General features: G+C 63.6%; 21 protein-coding genes and 1 tRNA gene. 14 read left to right on the top strand and 8 right to left on the bottom strand.

Going from position 1 to position 24,111, the window contains the following annotated elements; all coding sequences use genetic code 11:
• Positions 1-91 precede the first annotated feature (91 nt).
• Genes lysX through argF form a run of 6 tightly spaced genes read left to right on the top strand, consistent with a single transcriptional unit; the run spans position 92 to position 6,089 of the window.
• The gene (lysX, locus tag NDO75_RS13490; RefSeq protein ID WP_310906941.1) at positions 92-967 is read left to right on the top strand and encodes a lysine biosynthesis protein LysX; all 876 of its coding nucleotides are present in this window, start codon (positions 92-94) and stop codon (positions 965-967) included.
• Positions 967-2,043, top strand: coding sequence for an N-acetyl-gamma-glutamyl-phosphate reductase (argC, locus tag NDO75_RS13485; RefSeq protein ID WP_310906939.1), 1,077 nt, complete (start codon positions 967-969; stop codon positions 2,041-2,043). The genes lysX and argC overlap by 1 nt, the downstream gene beginning before the upstream one ends.
• On the top strand, positions 2,044-2,916 hold the full coding sequence (locus NDO75_RS13480; RefSeq protein ID WP_310906938.1) for an acetylglutamate/acetylaminoadipate kinase: 873 nt from the start codon (positions 2,044-2,046) through the stop codon (positions 2,914-2,916).
• Positions 2,913-4,061 (top strand): aminotransferase class III-fold pyridoxal phosphate-dependent enzyme, encoded by a 1,149-nt coding sequence (locus NDO75_RS13475; protein WP_310906936.1) that lies wholly within the window; start codon positions 2,913-2,915, stop codon positions 4,059-4,061. The genes NDO75_RS13480 and NDO75_RS13475 overlap by 4 nt, the downstream gene beginning before the upstream one ends.
• Positions 4,058-5,128: a [LysW]-lysine hydrolase gene (locus NDO75_RS13470; protein ID WP_310906934.1), complete on the top strand. Its 1,071-nt coding sequence runs from the start codon at positions 4,058-4,060 to the stop codon at positions 5,126-5,128. The genes NDO75_RS13475 and NDO75_RS13470 overlap by 4 nt, the downstream gene beginning before the upstream one ends.
• 31 nt (positions 5,129-5,159) lie before the next feature.
• On the top strand, positions 5,160-6,089 hold the full coding sequence (gene argF, locus NDO75_RS13465) for an ornithine carbamoyltransferase (RefSeq protein WP_310906933.1): 930 nt from the start codon (positions 5,160-5,162) through the stop codon (positions 6,087-6,089).
• A 421-nt stretch (positions 6,090-6,510) separates the two neighbouring features.
• Here the strand turns inward: argF and NDO75_RS13460 are convergent, their stop codons facing one another.
• On the bottom strand, positions 6,511-6,978 hold the full coding sequence (locus NDO75_RS13460) for a histidine kinase (protein WP_310906931.1): 468 nt from the start codon (positions 6,976-6,978) through the stop codon (positions 6,511-6,513).
• A 110-nt stretch (positions 6,979-7,088) separates the two neighbouring features.
• On the opposite strand from NDO75_RS13460, the gene NDO75_RS13455 reads away from it, so the two are divergent.
• From NDO75_RS13455 to NDO75_RS13435, 5 genes are all read left to right on the top strand, one after another.
• Complete coding sequence (locus NDO75_RS13455; RefSeq protein ID WP_310906930.1) at positions 7,089-7,337, top strand: hypothetical protein; 249 nt, start codon at positions 7,089-7,091, stop codon at positions 7,335-7,337.
• 117 nt (positions 7,338-7,454) lie between these two features.
• A complete protein-coding gene (locus NDO75_RS13450; RefSeq protein WP_310906928.1) occupies positions 7,455-7,838 on the top strand; it encodes a helix-turn-helix domain-containing protein in 384 nt (127 codons plus the stop codon).
• 52 nt (positions 7,839-7,890) lie between these two features.
• Positions 7,891-9,150, top strand: a complete 1,260-nt coding sequence (gene thrC / locus NDO75_RS13445; protein WP_310906927.1) for a threonine synthase — start codon at positions 7,891-7,893, stop codon at positions 9,148-9,150.
• A 90-nt stretch (positions 9,151-9,240) separates the two neighbouring features.
• On the top strand, positions 9,241-9,588 hold the full coding sequence (locus NDO75_RS13440; protein ID WP_310906926.1) for a hypothetical protein: 348 nt from the start codon (positions 9,241-9,243) through the stop codon (positions 9,586-9,588).
• 100 nt (positions 9,589-9,688) lie between these two features.
• Positions 9,689-10,588, top strand: coding sequence for a transcription initiation factor IIB family protein (locus tag NDO75_RS13435; protein WP_310906924.1), 900 nt, complete (start codon positions 9,689-9,691; stop codon positions 10,586-10,588).
• Between the two features lies 1 nt (position 10,589).
• Here NDO75_RS13435 and NDO75_RS13430 read toward each other — a convergent pair whose 3' ends face one another.
• The 3 genes from NDO75_RS13430 to NDO75_RS13420 form a co-directional block, all read right to left on the bottom strand.
• The gene (locus tag NDO75_RS13430) at positions 10,590-12,692 is read right to left on the bottom strand and encodes a minichromosome maintenance protein MCM (RefSeq protein ID WP_310906922.1); all 2,103 of its coding nucleotides are present in this window, start codon (positions 12,690-12,692) and stop codon (positions 10,590-10,592) included.
• Between the two features lie 363 nt (positions 12,693-13,055).
• Complete coding sequence (locus NDO75_RS13425) at positions 13,056-13,703, bottom strand: DUF502 domain-containing protein (protein ID WP_310906920.1); 648 nt, start codon at positions 13,701-13,703, stop codon at positions 13,056-13,058.
• A gap of 912 nt (positions 13,704-14,615) precedes the next feature.
• Entirely contained in the window at positions 14,616-15,566 is a 951-nt protein-coding gene (locus tag NDO75_RS13420) for a site-specific integrase (protein WP_310906919.1), read from the bottom strand.
• Positions 15,567-16,405: 839 nt separating this feature from the next.
• Here NDO75_RS13420 and NDO75_RS13415 point away from each other — a divergent pair.
• Positions 16,406-16,750 (top strand): hypothetical protein, encoded by a 345-nt coding sequence (locus tag NDO75_RS13415; protein ID WP_310906918.1) that lies wholly within the window; start codon positions 16,406-16,408, stop codon positions 16,748-16,750.
• Between the two features lie 108 nt (positions 16,751-16,858).
• Here the strand turns inward: NDO75_RS13415 and NDO75_RS13410 are convergent.
• Positions 16,859-16,931, bottom strand: a tRNA-Pro gene (locus NDO75_RS13410).
• A gap of 155 nt (positions 16,932-17,086) precedes the next feature.
• Between NDO75_RS13410 and NDO75_RS13405 the strand changes: the two genes are divergently transcribed.
• Positions 17,087-17,335: a pro-sigmaK processing inhibitor BofA family protein gene (locus NDO75_RS13405; protein ID WP_310906917.1), complete on the top strand. Its 249-nt coding sequence runs from the start codon at positions 17,087-17,089 to the stop codon at positions 17,333-17,335.
• A gap of 15 nt (positions 17,336-17,350) precedes the next feature.
• Here the strand turns inward: NDO75_RS13405 and NDO75_RS13400 are convergent, their stop codons facing one another.
• Complete coding sequence (locus NDO75_RS13400) at positions 17,351-18,040, bottom strand: hypothetical protein (protein ID WP_310906915.1); 690 nt, start codon at positions 18,038-18,040, stop codon at positions 17,351-17,353.
• A 146-nt stretch (positions 18,041-18,186) separates the two neighbouring features.
• Positions 18,187-20,307, bottom strand: coding sequence for a DEAD/DEAH box helicase (locus NDO75_RS13395; RefSeq protein WP_310906914.1), 2,121 nt, complete (start codon positions 20,305-20,307; stop codon positions 18,187-18,189).
• Positions 20,308-20,495: 188 nt separating this feature from the next.
• On the opposite strand from NDO75_RS13395, the gene NDO75_RS13390 reads away from it, so the two are divergent.
• The gene (locus NDO75_RS13390; protein ID WP_310906913.1) at positions 20,496-22,889 is read left to right on the top strand and encodes a methyl-accepting chemotaxis protein; all 2,394 of its coding nucleotides are present in this window, start codon (positions 20,496-20,498) and stop codon (positions 22,887-22,889) included.
• Between the two features lie 43 nt (positions 22,890-22,932).
• Here NDO75_RS13390 and NDO75_RS13385 read toward each other — a convergent pair whose 3' ends face one another.
• On the bottom strand, positions 22,933-24,072 hold the full coding sequence (locus tag NDO75_RS13385; RefSeq protein WP_310906911.1) for an ABC transporter substrate-binding protein: 1,140 nt from the start codon (positions 24,070-24,072) through the stop codon (positions 22,933-22,935).
• Positions 24,073-24,111 lie beyond the last annotated feature (39 nt).

Below are 24,111 nucleotides of genomic sequence, written 5' to 3'. Positions count from 1 at the left end.
CCTTGCAGACGGGCGCGACACCGGCCCGCGCTGCACACACGACTCGAGGGGCTCGTAGCGAGTCCCTCACGATCAGCCAGAGGTGGCTCGCGTGAACGTAGGCATACTCTATTCACGGATTCGCAAAGACGAGAAGCTCCTCCTGAACGAGCTTCGCGAGCGCGATCACGCGGTGACGAAGATCGACGTCCGCAAGCAGACGTTCGACATTTCGGACGCTCCCGACGGGTTCGACGACCTCGACATCGTCGTCGACCGCTGTCTCGCCACGAGCCGGAGCCTGTACGCCACCCAGTTCCTCGAGGCGTACGGCATCCCCGTGGTCAACAGCCACGAGACCGCCGACATCTGCGCGGACAAAGTGAAGAACAGCCTCGCGCTCGAGAAGGCTGGCGTGCCCACGCCCGCGACGAAGGTCGCCTTCACCAAGGAGACCGCGATGGAGGCCATCGAGGAGTTCGGCTACCCGTGCGTCCTCAAGCCCGTCGTGGGCTCGTGGGGTCGCCTGATGGCCAAGATCGACTCTCGCGACGCCGCGGAGGCGATCCTAGAGCACAAGGCGACGCTGGGCCACTACGAGCACAAGGTGTTCTACGTCCAGGAGTTCGTCGACAAACCCGGACGCGATATCCGCGTGCTCGCGACCGACGGCGAGCCGATCGCCGGGATGGTCCGGTCCTCGGACCACTGGATCACCAACGCCGCCAAGGGTGCGGAGACGAACGTCTTCGAACCGGACGAAGAAGCGAAAGCGCTGGTACAGAAGGCCAGCGACGCCGTCGGCGGCGGCCTGCTCGGCATCGATCTCATGGAGACCGCAGATGGATATACCGTCCACGAGGTCAACCACACCGTCGAGTTCAAAGCGCTCGACGGGGCCGTCGAGACCGACGTCGCCGGCACCGTCGTCGACTGGCTCGAGGAGAAGGCCGAGGCCGCCGATCCGGAACTCGAGGTGACCGCCTGATGGCGGTCGGCACCGAGACCGGCGCCGACGAGAACGCCGAGACGGTCACCGCGAGCGTCATCGGCGGCAGCGGCTTCACGGGCGGCGAACTGCTTCGCCTGCTCGCGGGCCACCCCAATTTCGAGATCACGGAGGTCACCAGCCGCTCGAAGGCCGGCAAGAGCGTCGGCTCAGTTCACCCGCCGCTTCGCGGCTCGGACCTGCGCTTTACCGAGCCTGACGATCTCGAGAGCGTCGACGTACTGTTCGCGGCGACGCCCCACGGCGTCTCGATGGGACAGATCGACGACTTTTTCGAGATTGCAGATACGGTCGTCGACCTCTCGGCGGACTTCCGCCTCGAGAGCGAGGCCCAGTACGACGAGTGGTACGACGGCCACGAGGCCCCCGAGTACCTCGAGACGGCCGAGTACGCGCTACCCGAGATCAACCGCGAGAACCTCGCAGGCGCCGAACTGATCGCCGGCGGCGGCTGTAACGCCACCGCGACCATTCTGGGCCTGTATCCGCTGTTCGAACACGACATCCTCGAGGGCGGCGAGCAGATCGTCGTCGACGTGAAAGTGGGGTCGTCGGAGGGCGGCGCCGGCGGCGGCGAGGCCTCGAGCCACCCCGAGCGCTCGGGCGTCGTCCGTCCGTACGCCCCGACGGGTCACCGCCACGAGGCCGAGATCGAGCAGTTCCTCGACACCTCGGTCGCCTTCACCTGCCACGCCGTGGACATGATCCGCGGCGCGAGCGCGACGAACCACGTCTTCCCCTCGAGCCCCGTCTCGAAGGGCGACCTCTGGCAGGCCTACCGCGCCTGCTACGAGGACGAACCGTTCGTCCGCATGGCCGCCGGCGGCTCCGGCGTCTACCGCTACCCCGAACCGAAGGCGGTCGCCGGCACGAACCTCGCCGAGGTCGGCTTCGAACTCGACCCGTCGAACAAGCGCATCATCGTCTTCTCGGCGATCGACAACATGATGAAAGGCTCCGCAGGACAGGCGGTCCACGCCGCGAACATCGCGCTCGGCCTGAAAGAGACGGCCGGACTCGAGTTTACGGGGCTGCACCCCGTGGGGGCACCGTAGATGACGGTGGTCGTCAAAATCGGCGGCGCACGCGCCGTCGATCCCGAAGGCGCGCTCTCCGATGTCGCGTCGCTGGTCGAGGACGGCGAGGACGTCGTCCTCACCCACGGCGGTTCCACGGCGGTCGACGAGACCCTCGAGGACCTCGGGAAGGAGCCCACCTACGTCGAGACCCCCGGCGGCGTCGTCGGGCGGTTCACCGACGAGGAGACGATGGACGTGTTCAAGATGGTGATGCCCGGTAGGCTCAACACCGACCTGGTCGAGAGCCTGCACAACGAGGGCGTCGACGCCGTGGGTCTCTCGGGTACGGACGGCAAGTTACTCGAGGGCAAGCGCAAATCGGCCGTCCGCGTCAAAGAGGACGGCAAGAAGAAGATCAAGCGCGGCGACCACTCCGGCAAGATCGAGTCGGTCAACGCCGACCTGCTCGAGACCGTCCTCGCGGGCGGCTACACGCCGGTCGTTTCCGTTCCCATGCTCGGGAAGGAGAAGTCGGGCAGTTACACGGCCGTCAACGCCGACGCCGACCGCGCCGCGGCGGCGATCGCGGGCGCGCTCGAGGCCGATCTCGTGGTACTGACCGACGTCTCGGGGATATACGAGGATCCCGACGACGAGGCAACGAAGATCGAGTCGGCGTCGACCCCCGACGAGTTCGCGGCCGTCGAGGACGCCGCTGAAGGCTTCATGACGAAGAAGGTCATGGCCGCCGAAGAAGCGCTCGAGGGCGGCGCGTCCTCGGTCATCGTCGCGACGGCCAACGCCGACGACCCGATCACGAGCGCACTTGCCGGCGAGGGGACGACCCTCGAGCCCGGGGTGCTCGAGAACAGCGAAACGGACGAGACAGCCCAGGAGGCTGCGGAATGAGCGACCTCGATTTCGTCTCCGGCAGCAAGCCGATCGGCCTCGAGCGCGGCGAGGGGCCGTACCTCTACACCGCCGACGGCACGGAGTATCTGGACGCCGGCGCGAGCTACGCGTGCACGCCGCTGGGACACTCGCATCCGGCGGTCGTCGAGGCCGTCCAGGAGCAGGTCGGAAACCTGACGTTCGTCGACTCTTCCTATCCCGTCCAGTCGCGCGAGGACGCCTACGCCGCGCTCGTCGCGGCCGCGCCCGACGGACTCGAGGGTGCCTGGTTCTGTAACTCCGGGACCGAGGCCAACGAGGCCGCCCTGAAGTTCGCCCGGTCGGCGACCGGCGAGTCGAAGATCGTCGCCGCGACCCGCTCGTTCCACGGACGGACGATGGGGTCGCTCGCGGCCACCTGGAAGGACAAGTACAAGAAGCCCTACGAGCCGCTGGCCGGCGACGTGGCGTTCGTCCCCTACGGCGACGGCGAGGAACTCGCGGCCGCCGTGGACGACGAGACCGCGGCCGTGATCCTCGAGCCGATTCAGGGCGAGGGCGGGATCAACGTCCCGCCAGCGGGCTACCTCGAGACCGCCCGCGAGTGCACCGACGAGGCCGGCGCGGCGCTCGTCTTCGACGAGGTCCAGACCGGGATGGGCCGCACCGGTCAGATGTGGGCCTGCCAGAACGCGGGCGTCACGCCGGACGTGCTGACGACGGCGAAGGGGCTCGGCAACGGTCTGCCCGTCGGCGCGGTCGCAGTGCGGGACTGGATCGCCGACGGCGCGGCCTCGCACAACGCCACGTTCAGCGGCGGTCCCGTCGTCGCGGCGGCGGTCCACGCGACTGTCTCGACGCTGGTCGAGGAGGAATGGCCCGCCCACGCCGCCGAGATCGGTGACTATCTCGTCACCGAACTCGAGGCGGCGCTGGGCGACGAGGTCCGCGAGGTCCGCGGCGACGGACTGCTCGTCGGCGTCGAGTTGAAACGCGGCGCGAACCGCGTCGCTCGCGATCTGGCGATGAATCAGCAGGTGCTGGCGCTGCCCGCCGGCCGGACCGTGCTTCGCCTGCTGCCGCCGCTCGTGATCGGCGAGGCGGAGGCGGACCAACTCGTAGACGCGTTGACCGCGGTCGTCGCATCCGACACCGAATCATGAGCGCGAACGCCGACCCCTCGAGCGACGTGTCAGCCGCGGACGCCCGCGAGTTGCTCGTCGATCTCGTCTCGATCCCCTCGCCGACCCGCGAGGAACGCGAGGCGGCCAAACGTCTCGTGGACTTCTTCGAGGCCCACGACCGGGAGGTCTGGATCGACGCGGTCGGGAACGTTCGCGCGCCGGCGGACGATTCCGTACTGTTGACCTCACACATCGACACCGTGCCGGGGGACATTCCCGTCGAGGTCGAAGAGACCGGCGACGACGAGATCCTCTGGGGTCGCGGCAGCGTCGACGCGACGGGGCCGCTCGCCGCGATGGCGGCCGCCGCCGTCCGAACCGGCGTCTCCTTCGTCGGCGTCGTCGGCGAGGAGATCGACTCGACGGGGTCGCGCTACCTGGTCGACGACCGCGACGAGCCACCGGCGGCCGTCGTCAACGGCGAGCCGTCCGGTGCCGACGGGATCACGCTGGGGTATCGCGGCCTGATCGCCGGGACGTACGTCGCGACCAGTGAGTCCGGCCACACCTCCCGGCCGGACCCGAACGCGATCCAACACGCCGTCCGCTGGTGGTCGGCCGTCGAGGAGTACTTCGAGGGCGACGAGTACGAACCGGTCTTCGAGCAGGTGACGACCAAGCCGGTCGACATCGAGGGCGGCGTCAGCGACGACGGCCTCTCCGTCGAGGCGACGATGGACGTCCAGTTGCGCGTGCCGCCGGCACTCGACGTCGAGACCGTTCGGGAAGCCGCCGAAGGCGAACTCGCGGTCGGGACCGTGACCTGGAAGGACAAGGTTCCGCCGGTGATGATGAGCCCGCGAACGGAGGTGGCACGGGCGTTTCGCGTCGCCATCCGCAAGGAAGGCGGCGATCCCCGCCTGGTGCGAAAGACCGGTACGAGCGACATGAACATCTACGCCGGGGCCTGGGATTGTCCGATGGTCACCTACGGGCCGGGCAACTCGGACCTCGACCACGCGCCCGACGAACGACTCCCGCTGTCGGAGTTCGACCAGTCAGTGTCGATCTTAGAACGCGTCGCGCGGACGCTCAGTACGGACTGAACAGACGGATTCTCAGACGAGCTACCAGACCATGACAACAGCAATGGACGATACAGAGCCGAGACATTTCCTCGACGTCGACGACCTCTCCGAGACGGAACTGTTCGCGGTCCTCGACAGGGCCGACGAGTACAAACGCGCCGTCGAAGCCGGCGAGGACCACGCCGACTTGTCCGGACAGACCTTGGGGATGCTCTTCCAGAAGGCGAGTACCCGTACCCGGGTCTCCTTCGAGACGGGGATGACCCAACTGGGCGGGCACGCGATCTTCCTCGGGGAAGACGACATCCAACTCGGGCGTGGCGAACCCCTGAAAGACACTTCGCGTGCGCTCTCGCGGTACGTCGACGCGGTGATGGCTCGCGTCTTCAAACACGAGAACGTCGAGGTGCTCGCGGAGTACTCGTCGGTGCCGATCGTCAACGGACTCACCGACGACGCCCACCCCTGCCAGACGCTCGCAGACCTACAGACGATCCGCGAACACGAGGACGGCTTCGACGGCGTCTCGGCGGCCTGGATCGGCGACGGCAACAACGTCGCCCAGTCGTTCGCGCTCGGCTGTGCGCTGACCGACGTCGACCTGACGATCGCGACGCCCGAGGGGTACGAGGTCGACGAGGCGGTCCTCGAGCGCGCCCGCGACCTCGGCGGCGATCCGACGACCACGACCGACCCCGTCGACGCGGTCACTGACGCCGACGTCATCTACACGGACGTCTGGATCAGTATGGGTCAGGAGGACGAACGCGACGTCCGCATGAACGACTTCGAGGGCTTCCAGGTCTGCTCGGATCTGCTCGAGCACGCCCCCGAGGCGTCGGTTATGCACTGTCTACCGGCCCACCGCGGCGAGGAGGTCACCGACGCCGTCATCGAGGGCGATCGTTCGATCGTCTTCGATCAGGCGGAAAACAGGCTACACGCCCAGAAGGCGCTGTTGAGCTGGCTGCTCGAGTGACCGGCCGCGAACGAAGTGAGCGGGCGGATTTTTGGTCCAGATTTTTGGGCGAGAGGTCAGCTTCGCTGACCCGAGCGGAAAAAGGTGGCCACGAAGGCGCTGTTGAACTGGCTACTCGAGTAGTCGGCGATGACGGCTCGACACGCCGCAGAACGCCGCTGTCGGCGAAGAAATCGATCGTTTCCCCAGTCAACACTGTATTAGTACCTCTCTATGAGACTCATCCTTTCTGAACTATCTGGCGCTGTTATATTCAACCACCACGACGAAGCAAGTGAACCATGTCGTTCAGATTGCTGCTCGCGGCGCTGCTCATGCTGGCGGGGCCTACGGCCCTGATGGCGCTGTTCGTGCTGTGACGAGGGGGATTGGGTATCGGCGATTGACCGGAGGAGTGCGTTGCTCCTCTTTTGCGATTCACTCACTCGAGCAACGCGTACGCTACGCCGAGGACGAGTCCGTACGCAGCGTGACCGACGAGGCTCTCGATCGCGACGTTCGGGACGGCGGGTGCCATCGGGAAGCCGACCGTCGAGAGCCAGATCGGCATGACGACGACCGCGAGGACCGCCCAGACGACGATACCGTAGCCGAGTCCGAGCGCACCGCCGGTCGCGATCCCAGAACTGCGTCGGTCCGTCGCGACCAGCAACGCGGCGAAGACGACGCCCAGAACGGCCCCGTGTGCGACGTGAAGGACCATTCCCGCGAATCCGCCTTCGAGTCCGTATAGAGCCGGGATCGCGCCCTCGAGGACGCCCGGCGTTTGCATCGCCATCATCGCGCTGAAGACGATCGCACCGGCGATACCGCCGACGGTGCCCGCCTGCCAGGGCTCGAGTCGCGTTTTGGTTCGGTCGGCAGTTCGAGTGGTGACTTCTGATGCCATGTGCTACCGTACGACTAGGATGCGTGTAGCGGTATCTCGGTCTGGCACCGGCCGTGCACAGCCGCCGCCGACGCGAAGCTTCATTGGGCCAGCGGCCCCACGACGAGTCGATGGCGACCCCGCTTCGCATCTCGGCAGGCGAACTCGAGACGGACGCGATCATAGACGCGATCGAGGACGGACGACGGGTCGTGATCACGACGACGGCGGCCCGGAACGAGTACGAGGTGACGCTGCGGTACGACGGCTCGGTGTACTACTGTGACACGCCGACGCGACTCCACCGCCACGAGAGCCAACGGGAAATGCGATCCTGCATCCGAAAGATGGGATACGGTGCGGACGGGACGGACGCCTGACGTCGAGACGGCCGTCCCGGACGCCCGGCGAGTCTGCTGTCGAGACGGCTATCCCGACCGTCAGCTGTGGACGCCGACTGCGGCGATTTTTTCATGCTCCCGTCCGTACGGATGGATATGACTGATACCCCGCAACATCGCCTCGGAGAACTGATGGAGCAGTCGAACCCCCCATTCGAGGAAGTGATGAGTTGCGTGTTCGGAATCGAGACCCACGAGACGCGGACGTATCTCGTCCTGTGCGAGCAACCGGGGAGTACGATCGAGGAACTGGCTGCAACGCTCGAGCGCGACCGGAGCACGGTCAACCGCTCGCTGTCGACACTGCGTGATCGAGGACTCGTCCGCCGCGACCGGCGCCTGCTGGACGGCGGTGGCTACATCTATCAGTACACCGCCATCGAACTGTCCGACGCGAAAGCACACCTCCACGAGGCGCTGGACGCCTGGACGGCAACCGTCCACGACGTGATCGACGAGTTCGACGGGACCAACCGGTGAACGGACCGCCGAATCCACTCACTTTTTCCCCTTCGCCTCCTTCTCGCCGACAATGAGTCTCAGTCTCTCGGCCGACCAGCCGGAAGTGCCCGCCGACGCCGATGAGGGCGTCTGGCTCGAGTGCATCGACTGTGGCGACACGTTCGCCCCCTTCGACGACGTTCGGTACACCTGCGACGAGTGCGACGGCTTGCTCGAGGTCCGCTACGCCGACCTGCCGACGTTCGACGACTTCGAGGGGCGGGGCGTCTGGCGCTACGCCGACGCGCTCCCCTTCGAGATGGGCGTCTCGATCCAGGAGGGCGCGACGCCGCTGTACGAGGTGCCCCGACTCGAAGAGTCGGTCGGCGTCGAGGCCCTGCGGATCAAACACGAGGGAATGAACCCGACCGGCTCGTTCAAGGACCGTGGGATGACCGTCGGCGTCAAGGTCGCGAAGGAACTCGGCGTCGGCCGGCTTGCCTGTGCCTCCACCGGAAACACCAGTGCCGCGCTGGCCGCCTACGGCTCCCGCGGCGGGATGCAAACGCTCGTCCTCCTTCCAGCGGGGAAGGTCGCCGCGGGCAAGATCGCCCAGGCCAGCCTCCACGGCGCGCGCATTCTCGAGGTCGACGGCAACTTCGACGCCTGCCTCGATATCGTCCAGGAACTGGCGGGGCAGGGCGAGGCCTATTTGCTGAACTCGCTGAACCCGTTCCGGCTCGAGGGACAGAAGACGATCGGCCTCGAGATCCTCGAGGGCTTCCTCGCGGACTACGACGCCGTCCCGGACCGGATCGTTCTCCCGGTCGGCAACGCGGGCAACACGTCGGCGCTGTACAAGGCCTTCCGCGAACTCGTCCAGGCCGACGCGCTCGCGGAGGGCGACGTGCCGAAACTGACCGGCGTCCAGGCCGAGGGGGCCGCGCCGATGGTCGAGGCCATCGAAAACGGTGCCGACGAGGTCCGCCGCTGGGACGACGTAGAGACGCGCGCGACCGCCATCCGGATCGGTAACCCGGTCAACGCGCCGAAAGCACTCCCCGGCATCCGCGAGACCGGTGGCACCGCCGTTGCAGTCTCCGACGAGGAGATCACCGAGGCCCAGCGCGACATCGCGACCGAGGGGATCGGCGTCGAACCCGCCTCCGCCGCCTCCGTCGCCGGCCTGCGAAAGCTCCGCGACGAGGGCGTCGTCGACGCCGACGAGCGCGTCGCCTGTCTCACCACCGGCCACCTGCTCAAGGACCCCGACGCCGCGGCCGCCGCCGGCAGCGACCCCGAACCCGTGCCGGCCGACACGCAGGGCGTACTCGAGCACCTCAAAAACTAACGTCGTTCAGACGTACGACTCGCGTCTGACGCGTCTGACACCCGACTGACTGACCTTTTTCCGACCCAGTGTGGTAGTCCGTGTCGAGCCATGTCCGCCGAACAACGTGCCCCTCTTCCCGCCCGCTCCACGGATGAACGGCCTCGGATCGCCCGTTCCGTTCCAGAACTCACGACGAGTTGCTGCTCCGATAGCTCGCTCCAACAACCGGTTTCCGACTCCGGGCGACTCGAGCCGCCGCTCGCCTACCGCATCGAACGAACGCGGCTCCGTGCTCGCGTCGCCGCGCTCGAGCGAGCGGTCGAGACGAGCGAGCAGCGTCGTCAAGACATCATCGAACAGTACGAACGCCTGTTGGCCGACCGCGACCACGTGGACTCCGTGTCCGAGTCCTCGGGGGAATCCTCACCCCTTCTGTCTCGGTTGATCGGTCGATAACCTTCGAGTTCCGTTTTTCGCCTCTTTTCTGGTTCATTAAGTACCCGTGCTATTTTAAATACCCTACAACAAATACGAATACAAGTGAGGTAACTACCCTATGTCAGATGTCGACTCGTCTGCGGCCTGTCCAGAGTGCGCCGGCAGATTACGATGGAGCGGTACCGAAGCGATCTGCGAGGAGTGTGGACTCGTCGCTGCCGAAGACGCGATCGACCGTGGCCCGGAGTGGCGGTCGTTCGACGACGATGACACTGACCGACGGCGAACCGGCGCGCCGCTCACTCGCTCGAGACACGATCGCGGACTCTCGACGAGGATCGGGTACGGCACCGGCTCCGGATCTGCTCGCCGCACCCGGCTGACCGGCCGAAAACGGCGACAGATCACTCGGCTTCGTCGGGAACACAACCGTGCTCGTATCGCGACGAAAGCCGATCAAAACCAGGTGTACGGCTTCACGGAGATCAGACGAATTACCGCCCGACTCTCGTTGCCCGATACCGTCCGAGAGCAATCCTGTGTCCTCTTCGATTCCGCGCAGTCCGAGGGGCTCTTTCAGGGGCGCTCCCTCGAGGGCTTCGCCGCTGCTGCGGTCTACGCGACCTGTCGGACCAGTTCGAACGCCCGCACGATCGACGAAATCGTCGCCGTCGCGCGCGCCGACGCCGACGAACTCTCGGCCGCCTACGATGCCATGAACCGAGACCTCGGCCTTCCGACGGGACCGATCGACCCCGCCGAGTACCTGCCGCGGTTTGCCTCGGAGCTCGACCTCGAGCAGGCCGTCGAATACCGAGCGAAAGCGCACCTCGAGGCGCTGCTCGAGGCGAAGCGGATCGGCGGCCGCAATCCAAGCGGGGTCGCTGCGGCCTGTCTCTACAAAGCCGCCGGCGAACGTGACGAGTGGCCGACGGTGACCCAGGCCGACGCGGCCGACGTCGCCGACGTCGCGGCGACGACGATCCGGTCGACGGTCGCCGAGATCGACGATCTGTAACCTACGTCGTCCGGAGCGTGTCCGTACTCGGCTCGTAGACCTCGCCTTTCTGTTTGAGCTTGTCGATCTCGTGTTCGGCCTTGGACTGGTCCATCCCGATCTCGTCGGCCCGCTCCATGACGATGTCGACCGGCGCGCCGTCGTCGTACTCCTCCTCGATGTCGCTAATGAGCTGTTTGAGGTTCTTGATCCGGTCGCGCTGGGACTTCGAGGTGCCGGCCTCGACGATGTCCGCGTCGAACTCGCCGGTTTCGGGGTCGACCCCGACGTCCTGCAGACACGAGCGAACGATCTCGATGACGCGTTCGGCGTCGTCCCGCTCGACCGTGTCCGACAACCGAACGCGGGCGCTGGCCTCCGAGAGACGAACCAGTGCCTCGAGTTTCCGCGCCGTGACCGGTACCGCGGCGTCCTCGTCGGTCCCCTTCGAACGGAGATCGACGTAGAAGTCGCGGATCGCCTCGCGGGCGCCCTCGGTCATCCGCGGGTGACAGTTCTGCTTCGCGTACGCGATGTACTTGCGCAGGAGTTCCGCGTCGATCTCCGGGTCGACCTGGTCGGTCATCTCGTCGATCTCGCTCTGGCTGACCTCGAGCTGGTTTAGCTCCTCGCGCTGGGTGGTCAACTCGCCGGCGTAGTTGGTCGTGATGATGTGTTCGGCGAGATTCTTGTCTTTCTCCTCGTCGGGCGTGTCCGTGACGGTGAAAATGAGGTCGAACCGCGAGATCAGCGCCGGCTCGAGGTCGATCTGCTCGCTGATGGGCTCGTACTGGTCGAACCGGCCGTACTTGGGGTTGGCCGCTCCGAGCAGCGAACAGCGGGATTTGAGCGTGGCGTTGATTCCCGCTTTCGAGACCGAAATCTTCTGTTGCTCGAGGGCCTCGTGCATGGCACTCCGATCCTCGCTTCGCATTTTATCGAGTTCGTCGATGGCCGCGATCCCCTGATCGGCGAGGACGAGCGCGCCGGCCTCGAGGCTCCACTGCTGGCCGTCGCCGAAGTCGTCGCGAACCGCAGCGGCTGTGAGACCCGCGGAGGACGACCCCTTCCCGGAGGTGTAGACCGAACGGGGTGCGATGTTCTCGATGTAGCCCAGCATCTGGCTCTTCCCGGTCCCCGGATCACCGATGAGTAACATATGCAGGTCGCCGCGGATCCGCGAGCCGTCGGGCAACTGCTTCGTCACGCCCGAGAAGAGCTGGAGGATCATCGCGAGCTTCTCCTGATCGTAACCGTAGATGGAAGGCGCGATGGAGGCGACCATCTGCTCGTAGACGTCGTCTTGGTTGGAAATCTCGTAGATCGCCTTCTTGTCCTCGTCGGTGATGTCCATGTCTTCGAACTGTTCTTCGTCGATTTCGACGGACATCCCCTCCATGTAGAAGTCGAAGACGGGCGATTTCTCCTGCTGGTCGCCCTGTTGCTCGAGCCGTAGGACGCCGGTCGCGGAGACGTGGTCACCGGGGGTGACCTCGCCGGTGATGTCGTCTTCGACGTTGACGTCGAGAGACTGGGGCGTCTCGCCGCCGCGGAGCCCCTCCGGGCTCTCCTGGAGGCGGAGCTTCTGGGAGTCGACGAACTCGGACTGGTCGAAGTTGACGCGGAACGGCCCCTGCCGTTCACACCCCTGGCACTCGTGGGGTTCCTGGAAGTCGCCGCTGGACTGGGGGACGCGGGTGAGGGTACCACAGAGCTGGCACTCGAAGGCGGCTTCCTCGATTTTCGGACGGACGTCCGTAGCCTTGCGGACGATTCCGCGGACTTGGACGAGGGAGTTCATATCGCGGGCACGTATCTCCCGAATTTCGGGGGACTCGGTCTCGGGGAGGTTTCGGACCCGGACGTGGGCCTGCCCGAGGCTCACGTCGATCGGTAGGTCGTAGAGCCGAAGCGCTTCCTCGGCGTAGCGCTGGAGCTGTTCGGGCTGGGCGATGAAATCGTCGGCGAGGTCGGGATCGAACCGGTAGAGGTCCTGCCAGTCGACGTGGAGCGATCGCTGCTCGTTGGGGTAGCGCTGCGCAAGCTGTTTGATCTCGTTGTCGTAGTAGTTGCGGAAGAACTGCTCGAAGGAGTCGACGAGTTCGGAATTTCCCGCTTGCGCCATTGCACCGTTCTAGGACCGCCATCGGGTATAAATGGTCGTATACCGCGGTGAAACTGGTTGGTTCCGCCGGCGAACGACCCTCCGCCGCCGGAGCCGATTTGCCGGCTCGAGCCGTCGCTTGACCGCGTGGCCGACGAACGCGATGATCGGGTAGGAAGCGCCTCGAGAAACGGAAGTGAGTCTCACACGGGCCACGTCGACCGCGTCGATCACGAGGTGCCGTGCGATCACCGGTCCGACACGCCGTGTCCTGTATTCCCGTCGGCGGGCCGCGTGGCCACAGTGACGGTTTCGACTCCGAGATCATGTAGGCACGGCCAATCATCTTTGGGTACTAGCGGAACCGACGTTCAAAGAAAACGGCTAGCGTTCGTCTTCTACCTCGTCGAGACCGTCGGCGGCGACACCGAGCGTCGCGATCGATCGAAACGCCTCCTCGACGGTCAGGTCGACTTCGTGGACTCGTTCGGTTGGAAGGTGCGTAACGTAGCCGTTCGTCGCCGGATTCGGTGCGAGGGGGATCATGACCGTCAGCATTTCGACTTCGCCCGCACTCGATTCGATGGCAGCGGGCGTTTCCGCGGTGAGAAACCCGAGCATGTACGTTCCCTCGTGGGGAAACTCGACGAGTTTCACGTCTTGGAACTGCTGGGTGTCATCATCGGCCAGCATTTTACTCGCCTGCCTGATACTCTCGTAGACGGTGCTGACGCCGGGGACCGACTCCATCGTCGCGTGGACGCGACTAGAGATGTACGCACCTGGCGTGTACTCCGCAACGATACCGATCAGGACGAAGACGCCGAGCAGCGAGCACAGCGTCACGATTTCGATGATCGGCGCTGGCGGTTCGTTGGGCCAGAAGAGGCGGACGCCGGCCGTCACCGGCGAGAGCGCGTTGAGAATGAAGTTGACGACGACGAGGACGACGAGCAGCGTCGCGACCAGCGGAATCGTAATCACGATCCCGTTTACGAGCCATCGTTTGAGTCGCCCGGCGGAACCTGCCATAGTACCTGACAATCGAGGCGTCACGGAAATCGTTTGGCTTGCGGGGGCACTGTCATCGACCAGTGTGCGGGTTGTCGGCTCACGAGCAATCTATCTCCTTCCCGGTCGCCGCTAGATGGTCGGCATGCACTTTCGATTCCGTCCCACTCGGCTTTGTTCAGTGAACGACCAGAGGCCTCCCGGATTCAGAAGAAGAAAAATTCACCATCTAGGTATATGGGTTGGTTGAGGAAAACATATGTTTCGAAACCTTCTTGAACTCGTCGATACTGCCTAGTCAACAAGCTTTATTATTTGACGAAGCATGCGGCATAGTGAGGTGATGACAACGAATACCAACCCGGTCCATCCATTCAGACGGAAACCCCTGTGGCCATTGTGATCAGTACCCCTGTGATCCTGAGACGGTTCACATCGGACTACATCACGTTCGCCACCACTCTATCGCGATCCTCGGCTTCCAGCTGTCGTTTTCCATTCCGGTTGTCGGAAGAAGATTTGGAGATAATGTTTGCACACAGTGCTCTATAGGAGTACGAATAGGCAACTGTGTCTGGATTCTACGAACAGCTTCACACTCGAGAGACGGCACTGCGTTACGTTTACCTCCCGAAACTCTGCAAGGACAACATCGTCGAGTACGACGAACGGTCCAGACAGGTGGTATTCCGCGATCCACTGGCCATCGTCGAGTGTTGTCTCGAGCAGGACTCGGGGCAGATTTCTGGGCGTAACGTCAGTGCTGGTGGATCAAATACTCTCTCAGCGTAGGTTTTTCGCGTTCTATCCCGATCGAGACCGTCATTTCACATGGCGTATTCGGAGTCTGAAAACTTGCTGCCATCCGCAACAAAACGATGGGATCGCCCGGATTCCCACATCATTGACCTTCGCCCTCCTTGTCACTGAAGGTCAGCCGATCGAGGTATGGGCGTCTTCGCTCTCGCATTTCCTCCATTCGGGTCGGCTGATCGTAGTGTCTAAGCAACACATCGATCGAAGTGTTGACTCGCTCCGAGACACGTTCCGGGGGATCCCCTGGTTGAGTTGCCAGGTGATCGACCCAGTCCGAACTGCGTGGGGATTCACCGATGATGGGCACTTGCTGATCGACGAGTAATCGAGATACTCGCATGTCGCCCGATCGTTCCCGTGGGGACAGTCTGAATGAAGACACGGAACGGTTGCGAAGTACATCCAGGCACGAACAGCATTCGTTGATGCACGTCCCACTTCGCTCGCGAACAGTGGCCGGCGGCCATAATCGTCGAACTTCTCATGCCGGTTGACTCGGATGTACTCATCAAGGATGGTACACACTTGCTCTGGCAGCCCAACGATCCGTTCGCCGTCCGTGCCGTTCTTCAGTGGCGTATCTTCGTGTGGCCGATGCATGAACTGCAGGCAGCGTTCCTCCGGGTCGTAGTCACTGACATCGAGCCCTCGGAGTGCTCCGAGACGTGCGCCAGTATACCAGGCGGTTGCGAGTAGTGCGTGTGCGCGTGACGCGTAATTCTCAGAGTCGTTCTTGTAGTACTCGAGAAGCGTCTGCGCCTCAGTAGTCGTAAGCCGGGAGTCGCTGACTTGCTGACTTGAGTCGACATCCGGCACGTCGACCTTCTTCGGCAGATCTTCGTCAGCGACTTCGATCCGTGCGCAATACTCGAAAAACGATTTCAGCGTCCCCATCTCGTTGTTGAGGGAGACCGGTTTGAGCCCCTGCTGCCGGCGGAATGTCTCATAAGAATCGATATTCCACCCAGTCAACTCCCTCATAGACTCGATCTGCTTGTCTTCGGCCCACTCGATGAAGTGTTTCAGCCGATAGTAATATGCTGAGACAGTGGACTCGCTTTTATCCACTGTATCAACTCTATTGTGTGAGCGACGGCAAAAGGATAGCGGATCCCGCGTTGTCGGACGGCGGCAGATGGAGATAATGGGATACACTGACGTACTATCGCGTGCCTATTTCCTCCTGTCTGGCCTTGCGTGTCTGCCCGGTTATGGCAGACACCAGCCTAAATGCCCCAGAGAGCCTTCTCTGCGCCTACTTATCGAACATGTTCACCACCACTACTATACTAATTGACCTCCTGTATTGACTCGTCTGGCCTTGCGTCCTCCCTGCGGATTCTCTTCCACATTAGGATAGCGCCGGCTCTGTTTATTCTTCTCATTAAACTCAATAAAACCACAACAGAAGACCTCATCTCTCGGCGAACAGAGGTGTCAGGATTATTGGAGAGATGCTACTCTGATTCTCTCCTAAAGTCGGATACATCGTCATGATCGGTTACTCGGTTGTCGTCAGGATCACGAACAACCACGTATAGAGACTTAGTAGGGGATCGTTCGTGATCTTGAGCAGCATGGACTCGTCACTAATTCGCCTATACCCAAGTCGCAACCAGCAGCACCCCAACCCACAAAATCCCGATAAATAGACTCAGAAGATTAAGCCCAAGGAACGGTATACTCGTGAGAAGGTACAGAAGAATGCCTCCACCGACTAAAAGGACATCATTCGATAACCAGCCAACCCCTCCAATTGTGCCGTCAGTTTCAAAAGTTGCACCACAATGCGGACACATCTCGGCGTCATCCTGAATCAGTTCTCGGCACTCGGAACATCTCATACAAGACAGTTGCTAATTATGGGTTAATTATATTATCGGCCAGTATTGACATTGAACTGTGATATGAGTGGAATCAGTACTTCAGCAGCGATTTGGTACGGAATTAAACATATGGTGTACATGGGAGTAGTGTACGTCATAGGTTTCTTCATGATGGGGCTTGGTCTTGCGTTTGCCATTGAGTCCGAGCCGTTACTCGGACTGGGACTTGCAGGAGTTGGTATTATTGTAATTTTCGGCGGATTACACGGTGCGATCTATAAAATGGCTGGTGATGCCACGGCGCGAGTGATGGAGCGTTCGACTCCCACAGCGCAGAAAGTTCCCTCGGCTGATGAATCCTCAAGGAACGATACGGATAGCGCCGAGATAGATAGCATAGAGGTTACTGGTGGTGGAAAAACGTAGCTAGTTATTGTCTCGAAATCAGGGGGTAGAGTCACCGCGACCCCCCCGATGACCCGATAGATGGCCGTCGCTGGACTATATTCAACCCTGTTCCAACTTATAAGAGGATGGGATCGCCCGGATTTGAACCGGGGTCACGGGCACCCAAGGCCCGAAGTATACCAAGCTAACCCACGATCCCGTACCTTCGCTACCGCCCCGACCTCATAAAGCGTTTCGTTCTTCCGGCGGTGTCGTTGGTCGATTGATTCCCCGCCCCGAGCGGGTACCGCTCTCGAGTCGCAGCGACGAAAGCCGGGCCGAACGGTTTTGGCTGCTGGCGTGATAGCGTTCACTATGACCGGCCTCGAGATACTGCTGCTGGTTCTCGTACTCGTCGTCGTGTTGGGTGCGGCACGGCTCGTGCAGACGGCCAGACCCTTCATCGTCAACGCGGTGGCTGGGCTCGTGGTGCTGTATCTCGCACAGGCCGTCTTCGGCATCGGCGTCGCGGTGACGCCGATCGTCCTCGTAATCGTCGCGATCGGCGGTATCCCGGGCTCGGTACTCGTGATCGTGCTATCGCTGGTCGGAATCGCCTTCTAACCGCTCGAGACAGGGTTACTTCCCGAGAATTTGTGCGATGTCCTCGTCGGTCGCTTCGGTGCTGGCGTCGGGCGTGAGATCGTAACTCGGCTCGTTTTCCCATTCGGCGAGGAGGGTTGCGACTTCTTCGTCGGTCGCTTCCGGCAGTGACTCGTCGGCGTCGTCGTCGGCGACGACCGCGTCGAAGATCGTGCCGAACGTCGAGACGACGCGATCCTCGTGGCGCGTCGGATCGAAGTGGAAGTGCGCGTAGGCGTCGACGCTCGCGAGCCGGTTCGTGAGGACGTGTGTGAACTGGAAGACTTCCTTCGGCGAGGTGTGTCGAAGCAGCGCGTCGAGGGAGTCGAAGCAGACGGTAATGTCCTCGTCGGCCTCGGACCAGTGTTTGCAAAAGCGACTGACGGCGACGCCGATCGCAGAGAGATCGGTCGGGTCGGTTACCGAGTCGGTAACGACCGGCCGGTCGAAGTCCGGTTCCGACTCGTCGGCGGTCAGTACGTTTCCGACTGTGAGTTGTCCGTGCTTCCCGTCGACGACGGTTCCGTCCGGACAATCGGGCTCCTCGTCCGCGAACGTAACCGCGAGATGCGCCGTGCCGCCGTCGTCGTGACACAACTGTTCGCAGGCATCCGGTTCCGTCCGTTTCGGGTGGACGAGCAGGACGTTCGCCGGTGGGTCGATCGCGGCTGGCGTAATCGGGTCCATAGTGGCAGTGCTGTGCGGTTCCCCGCGTCGGCCATCGAATGGTCCCTCTCGCTCTTTATCGTTCCGGCCGGAGACGGGTCAGATAAAACGGTTGTGGCCGTCGTGAGCCTCGCTGCCGGTAGTTACCGATACGAATGTGGGTGTTGTTATAGCTCTTCGTCGCGAAGCTCGAGGTCCGCGACGAGTTCGTAGGGGTGTGCGTCCTTTCGAATGCCGTCGACGAGAGTGAACGCCTCGCCGGGTGAGAGGAAGTGTTCGGTGACGACGCGACCGAGCGGCGTGGGTTCGAAGCCGTCGATGAAGTCGTACTCGAGTAGCTTGCCGACGGCGTGTTTCGTCGGGACCTCGCCGAGCATCCGATCGTTGAGCGCCTTCGCGGCTTTCCCGCCGACCGTGATGTTGGCCAGCGTCTCCTCGACGGCGGCGGCCTCGTCGTAGTGGGTCATCACCGACTCCATCTCGCCTTTGAGGAGTTTGAAAGCGACCTCGTCTTCGGTCATCTCCATCGAGTTGTGGTAGGTGCAGTCGGGTTCGACGAGGACGTACACCTTCCCCTCGTCGTGGTAGTCGGGTCGGCCCGCGCGGCCGAGCATCTGGTGGAACTCCTGGACGGAGAGCCACTCGATTCCCATCGCCAGCGAGTCGAAGACGACTTGCGAGGCCGGGAAGTCGACCCCTGCGGCCAGCGCGGCCGTCGTGACGACCGCCGACAGCTCCTGGTCGCCGAACTTGCGTTCGACTTCCTTCCGGCGCCCGTAGTCCAGGCCGGCGTGGTACGGCGCGGCTGAGTAGTCGAGTTTCCGCGAGATTTCGTGACAGCGCCGCCGGGAGTTCGTGAAGATGATCGTCTGCCCGCGATAGCCCTTCGAGGACTCGGTGTCGAATTCGCGTTTGACGAGCTTGTTTTCGACCCGGACCTTCTCCTGGCCGTCCGCGAAGGTGACGTGGCGCTCGATCGGGACGGGCCGTTCCTCGAACTCGATCAGCGTCGACTCGAGCGCCGCTGCGAGCTGTTCGGGGTTGCCGACGGTCGCCGAGAGTGAGATCCACTGCGCGCCGCCGTAGTCGTCGCGCCGCTTCGCCCGCTGCTCGCAGGTGTACTTCAGTCGGGAAATGAGGCCGTCGAGCCGGTGGCCCCGTTCGTCCTCCTTTAACGTGTGGACCTCGTCGATGACGACGGTGCCGATGTCGCCCATGTCCTTGCCCGTTCGCAGGGCGTGGTCGATCCCTTCGTAGGTACCGACGATGACGTCGGCGTTGGGGTCGAACTGGTTACCGTTGTCGGCGATCCGGCTCGCGCCGACGCGGATGGAGACGTCGACGAGGTGGCCGTACTCCGCTTTGAAGTCCTCGTGTTTCTGATTCGCGAGCGCGACGAGAGGGACGAGAAAGAGCATCTTCCCCTTGCCGTTCAACACGCGGTTGATTCCGGCCATCTCGCCGATGAGGGTCTTCCCGGTCGCGGTCGCCGAGACGACCAGCTGATCCTCGCCGTCTGCTCGCGGGCTTTGCCCGCTCGCATGGTCCGCGGAACTCCGTTCCGCGCTATCGAAGAGGCCGTTCTCCACTGCGAGGCTCTGAACGGGCAACAGCGTCTCGAACCGGTCCTCGAGCAGCCCCTGGAGCCCGGGATGGAGGTTCAGCGAGTCCGTCCGAACGGGATCGACCTCGTCGGTCGTCGCCGAAATGGTATCGAACTTCGTGAGATCTGGATCGAGCCGCCCCTTGAGCAGGTTGACGATCCGCTCGAGGTCCTGAACCTCCATCATGAGGTCCTCGAGGCGGTCCTTGGCAGCGCCGGTCACCTCGCCGCCACCCGAAAAGGAGAGCTGGCGCTCGAGTTCCTGTCGGGCGCAGTCCCGGCAGATCCAGTCCTCGTCGTCTTTGACCGCGGTTTCGGTCGTAACCGGCGAATAGCGGCCCGCGGAGGCGCAGTACCGGCAGGTCCGGACGGCCTTGGCCTTGTCCTCGAGCTGGTAGCCCGCGAGCATCTCGGTCAGTTCTTTCCGGGCTTCCGCCGAGGTCTGTTCGGAGATGCGGATCCGCTCGGCTCGGCGGGCGAGTTCGACGAACTCGTCGGGCTGGCGGGGCTCCTCGCTCGAGCCGTCCTTGAGCCGAAACTTCGCGGGGCGAGGGCCGGCCGAGGTTTCGGAGAGCTCGAGTTTGGCCCGGAAGAGTCGTTGGCCGTCACGTTCGACGACGACGAGGTAGTCGTCGCCGGTCTGGTGGCAAAAGATCGTTTCGACCTGCGGGACCTGCTTCGACACGCACGTTCGTAGGGCGGGGCGGTATTTCAGCGATTCGGACTGCAGCGCGTCCCGATGCCGACCGCTCGCCGGGCCGCCGAGCCCGCTTGCAGATCCGGCCGCGAGTTTCGTATCTAGTGCATGTGATCTATAGCCGTACGTAATACTCTTAGCGACTTACATACAGGGGGCGTCGAATTCCCCACTCGATGAAGCTGAATCCGTGGGAGGCTATTCCGGGCGTTCGACGCAACTACGCGCTTCGGTTCGTCTCCGCGCTCGTCGTCGTCTTTCTGGTGGTGGGACTCTTCGGTGCGAGCATCTACGCGGAGACGGGGAACGAACTCCAGTCCGACGTCGAGTCACAACTCGTCAGCGACGCAACGAAGGACGCGAATCGGCTCGACATCTGGTTTCAGTCCACCGAACGCTATCTGGGGTCGCTGCCGCGCTCGGTCGCGTTTCGCAACGACGATCGGGTGGCGATCACCGACTCGCTCCACCGAATGAACGACCGGACCGCGTTCGAAGGAGCCTACTACGTCGACGCTGAGACTGGGACCGTCCACGCCAACGCCGGGACGACCGCAATCATCGAGGAGGGGAGTCTCAGTCCGACGCTCCGTAATCGGCTCGCGACCACGATGGAAGACGAATCACAGGTCGTCTTCTCCGAGGCGTTTCGGACCGACGACGGGCGACCCGCCGTGCTCGCCGTCAGCCGCGTTCCAGGCCAGGCCGACCGCGTCGTCGTCGGCCTCGTCGACCTCGAGTCGCTGTCACGGTACATGATCGGCTCCGAGGAGACCAACGACGTGATCGTCGTCGATCGGACCGGAACGATCGTCCTTGCCGAAGATCGATCGATGCTGCTTCGGGACGACGTTCTCGATCCAGCAGCTGTTTCGGCGGACAACGGGACGACCTCGCTTGCGGGCAGCGACGGGAGCGCCTCGGGCGATACCGTCGTCGGCTACGCAGCGCTCGCAAACGAGGGCTGGACGCTGACGACTCGCGTCCCCGCGTCGCAGGCCTACTCGCTGCAGTCGGACATCTCGACGCAGATCTTGGCGATGCTCGCCGTCGTCTTCGGTAGCTTCCTCTTGCTCGGCGCGACCATCGGTCGGAACACCGCCGGTTCGCTCCAAGACCTTGCCGAGCGAGCGGCGGCGATCGAGGACGGCGACCTGAACGAATCCCTCGAGTCGGCTCGGTCCGACGAACTGGGCGACCTCTACCGGTCGATCGACCGGATGCGCCGGTCGCTGCGCGAGCGCATCGAGGAGACGGAGGCGGCGCGGGCCGAGGCCGAGCAGGCCCGGTCCGAGTCCGAGCGCTTCTCGCAGCACCTCGAGCGGACGGCCGACGCCTACGGCGAGACGATGCGGGCCTGCGCCGACGGCGACCTCACGCGCCGGCTCGAACCCGACGCCGAGAGCGAGGCGATGGAGACGGTCGCGACCGAGTTCAACGCGATGATGGACGACCTCGAGGCGACGGTGGCCGCGACGCGGGCGTTCGCCGACGCGGTCGACGAGGCGGCCGCGTCGACGGCCGACGGCGTCGGCGAGGTCCGCTCGGCCTCCGAGCAGGTGACGACCTCCGTCCAGGAAATCGCCGACGGTGCCGAGCGCCAGAGCACCCACATGGCGGCGATCGGTGATGAAATCAACGAGCTCTCGACGACGACCCAGCAGATCGCCGCGACCTCCTCGGAGGTCGCCACCCTCGCGGAACGGACCGCGACGACGAGCGCGGACGCCCGTGAGGCCGCCCGCCGTGCGATCGCCGGCATGAACGCAATCGAGGACGAGGCGACCGACGCCGTCGCGGAGGTCGACCGGCTCGAGGCCGAGATCGAGGCGATCGACGACCTCCTCGAGTTCATCGGCGACGTGACGAAGGAGACGAACATGCTCGCGCTCAACGCGAGCATCGAGGCCTCGCGCTCGAGTTCCGAAGACGCTCAGTTCAGCGCGGTCGCCGACCAGGTCAAGTCCCTCGCCGCGGACACCCAGGAGGCCGCGACGGACATCGAGGAGCGCCTCGAGCGAGTCGGCGACCAGACCGAGCAGGTCGCGGCCGTGGTCCGGGAGACCGACGCGCGGATCGCCGACCACCGCAGCGCGGTCGAGACGACGGTCGACGCGCTCGAGGAGATCTCGGCGTTCGCCGAGGAGACCAACGACGGCGTCCAGGAGATCTCGGCGGCGACCCAACAGCAGGCCGGCGCGACCCAGGAGGTCGTCACGATGACCGACGACGTGACGGCGATCAGCGAGGAGACGAGCGCCGAGGCGGAGACGGTCGCGGCGGCCGCCGAGGAACAGACCTCGTCGCTCGTCGAGGTGTCGCACACCGCGACAGCGCTGTCGGAGCGCGCGCGAGAGCTCTCTGAAACACTCTCGTCGTTCGATGTCGAGGCCGAGCCTGCTCGCGACGGCGCGGACGATCCCGCGCTGGAACCAATGGATCGAGAACTTCCCGCTGCCGACGACTACGTGATCGACGCAGCGGACGGCGACGACGAAGCAACCGATTCGACAGACGAAGACGAATCGGCAGCGTGGGGACACGAGTTCGACTGGACGCAGCCGCAGTAGCGAAATCGAACGAGAGTGCGCGTATTCGGACGCTACCGAGCGATCAGAAGTTGCCGTTGACGATGTCGCTGACTTTCTGGCGGTCGTAGAGCTCTCCCTCGGCGTCGTATACCTGCTTCGCCGCTCGCTCGGTGACGACGAGGTTCGTGATCGGTCCCTGATAGAGCGGGCCGCCGCGGTAGACGTTGCCGTTCTGGACGGCACTCAACTTGCTGGCGGCGTCGTCGTTTTCCATCTCGGAAACGATCGCGTTCTGGAACTCCTCGGCGGTCTTGTCCTCCTGCCCGCGGAACATGATGTAGTCGGGATCGATCTCGAGGAGCGTCTCGTAGTCGACCTTCCCGCGCGTACTGTGGAAGTCCCGCACGTCCGTCTCGGCGAACGCGTCGTTGACCTCGAGGTCACGCCACTGCTTGAAACTCGTCCCCTCCCCGATCAGGTACGGCGAGAACGAACCCATATCGCTCTCGCTCGCCCACATGATGGCGACGTTCGGCCGTTCACCCTCAGGCGGCACGATCTCCTCGACGTTCGACTGGAACTCGTCGTGGAGGGCAGCGAACTGTTGGTAGCGCTCCTCTTCCTTGAATACCTGTGACAGCTTTTCGAACGCCTCGTACAGCGAGAGGTAGTCGTAGTCGTGCCAGTTGTAACCGGTCGAGAAGATGCTGTTTCCGAAGAACGGCGTCCCGGTCGACTCTATCTGGTCGATGTCGTCCTGTTTCCAGCCGTCGGCCCTGCCGATGACGAAATTCGGGTCGTTGACGAACACGTCAACGCCCTCACTCAGTTCCAGAAACTCCTCCGGATTCAGATTGCCGTCGCCCCAGAGCGCCTTCATTCCGCTTTTGTCGACGCTCACGTCCGGAATCTCGTCGTAGTACTGCGTGTGGTAGCGACTGGTGAGGTACACGGCTTCGGGCGGCTCCTGGCCCAGTGCGATCCCCATGTCGGCCCAGCTCCCGTTGTTGGCGGACCAGTTTTGCGGGGCGCTCTCGAATTCGACCTCGCCGACCGGCGGCATCGACACCGTGTACGGGCCGCCGTCTGACGATCCGTTTCCATTGCCGTTGCCGTTTCCGCTGTCGTCGCCGCCCATACAACCGGCGAGCGCGCTTACGCCGGCGATCGCTCCACCCGTTCGAAGCACGTTTCGTCTCGTCCACGTTCTGTGGTCGCTCATCAACTTTTAGGTAAACCTAAAAAATTAAAAGCCTTCCGA

The organism is Natrinema sp. 1APR25-10V2 (genome assembly GCF_031626495.1).
Classification (GTDB): Archaea; Halobacteriota; Halobacteria; order Halobacteriales; family Natrialbaceae; genus Natrinema.
This window is presented reverse-complemented; position numbering and strand designations above follow the sequence as displayed.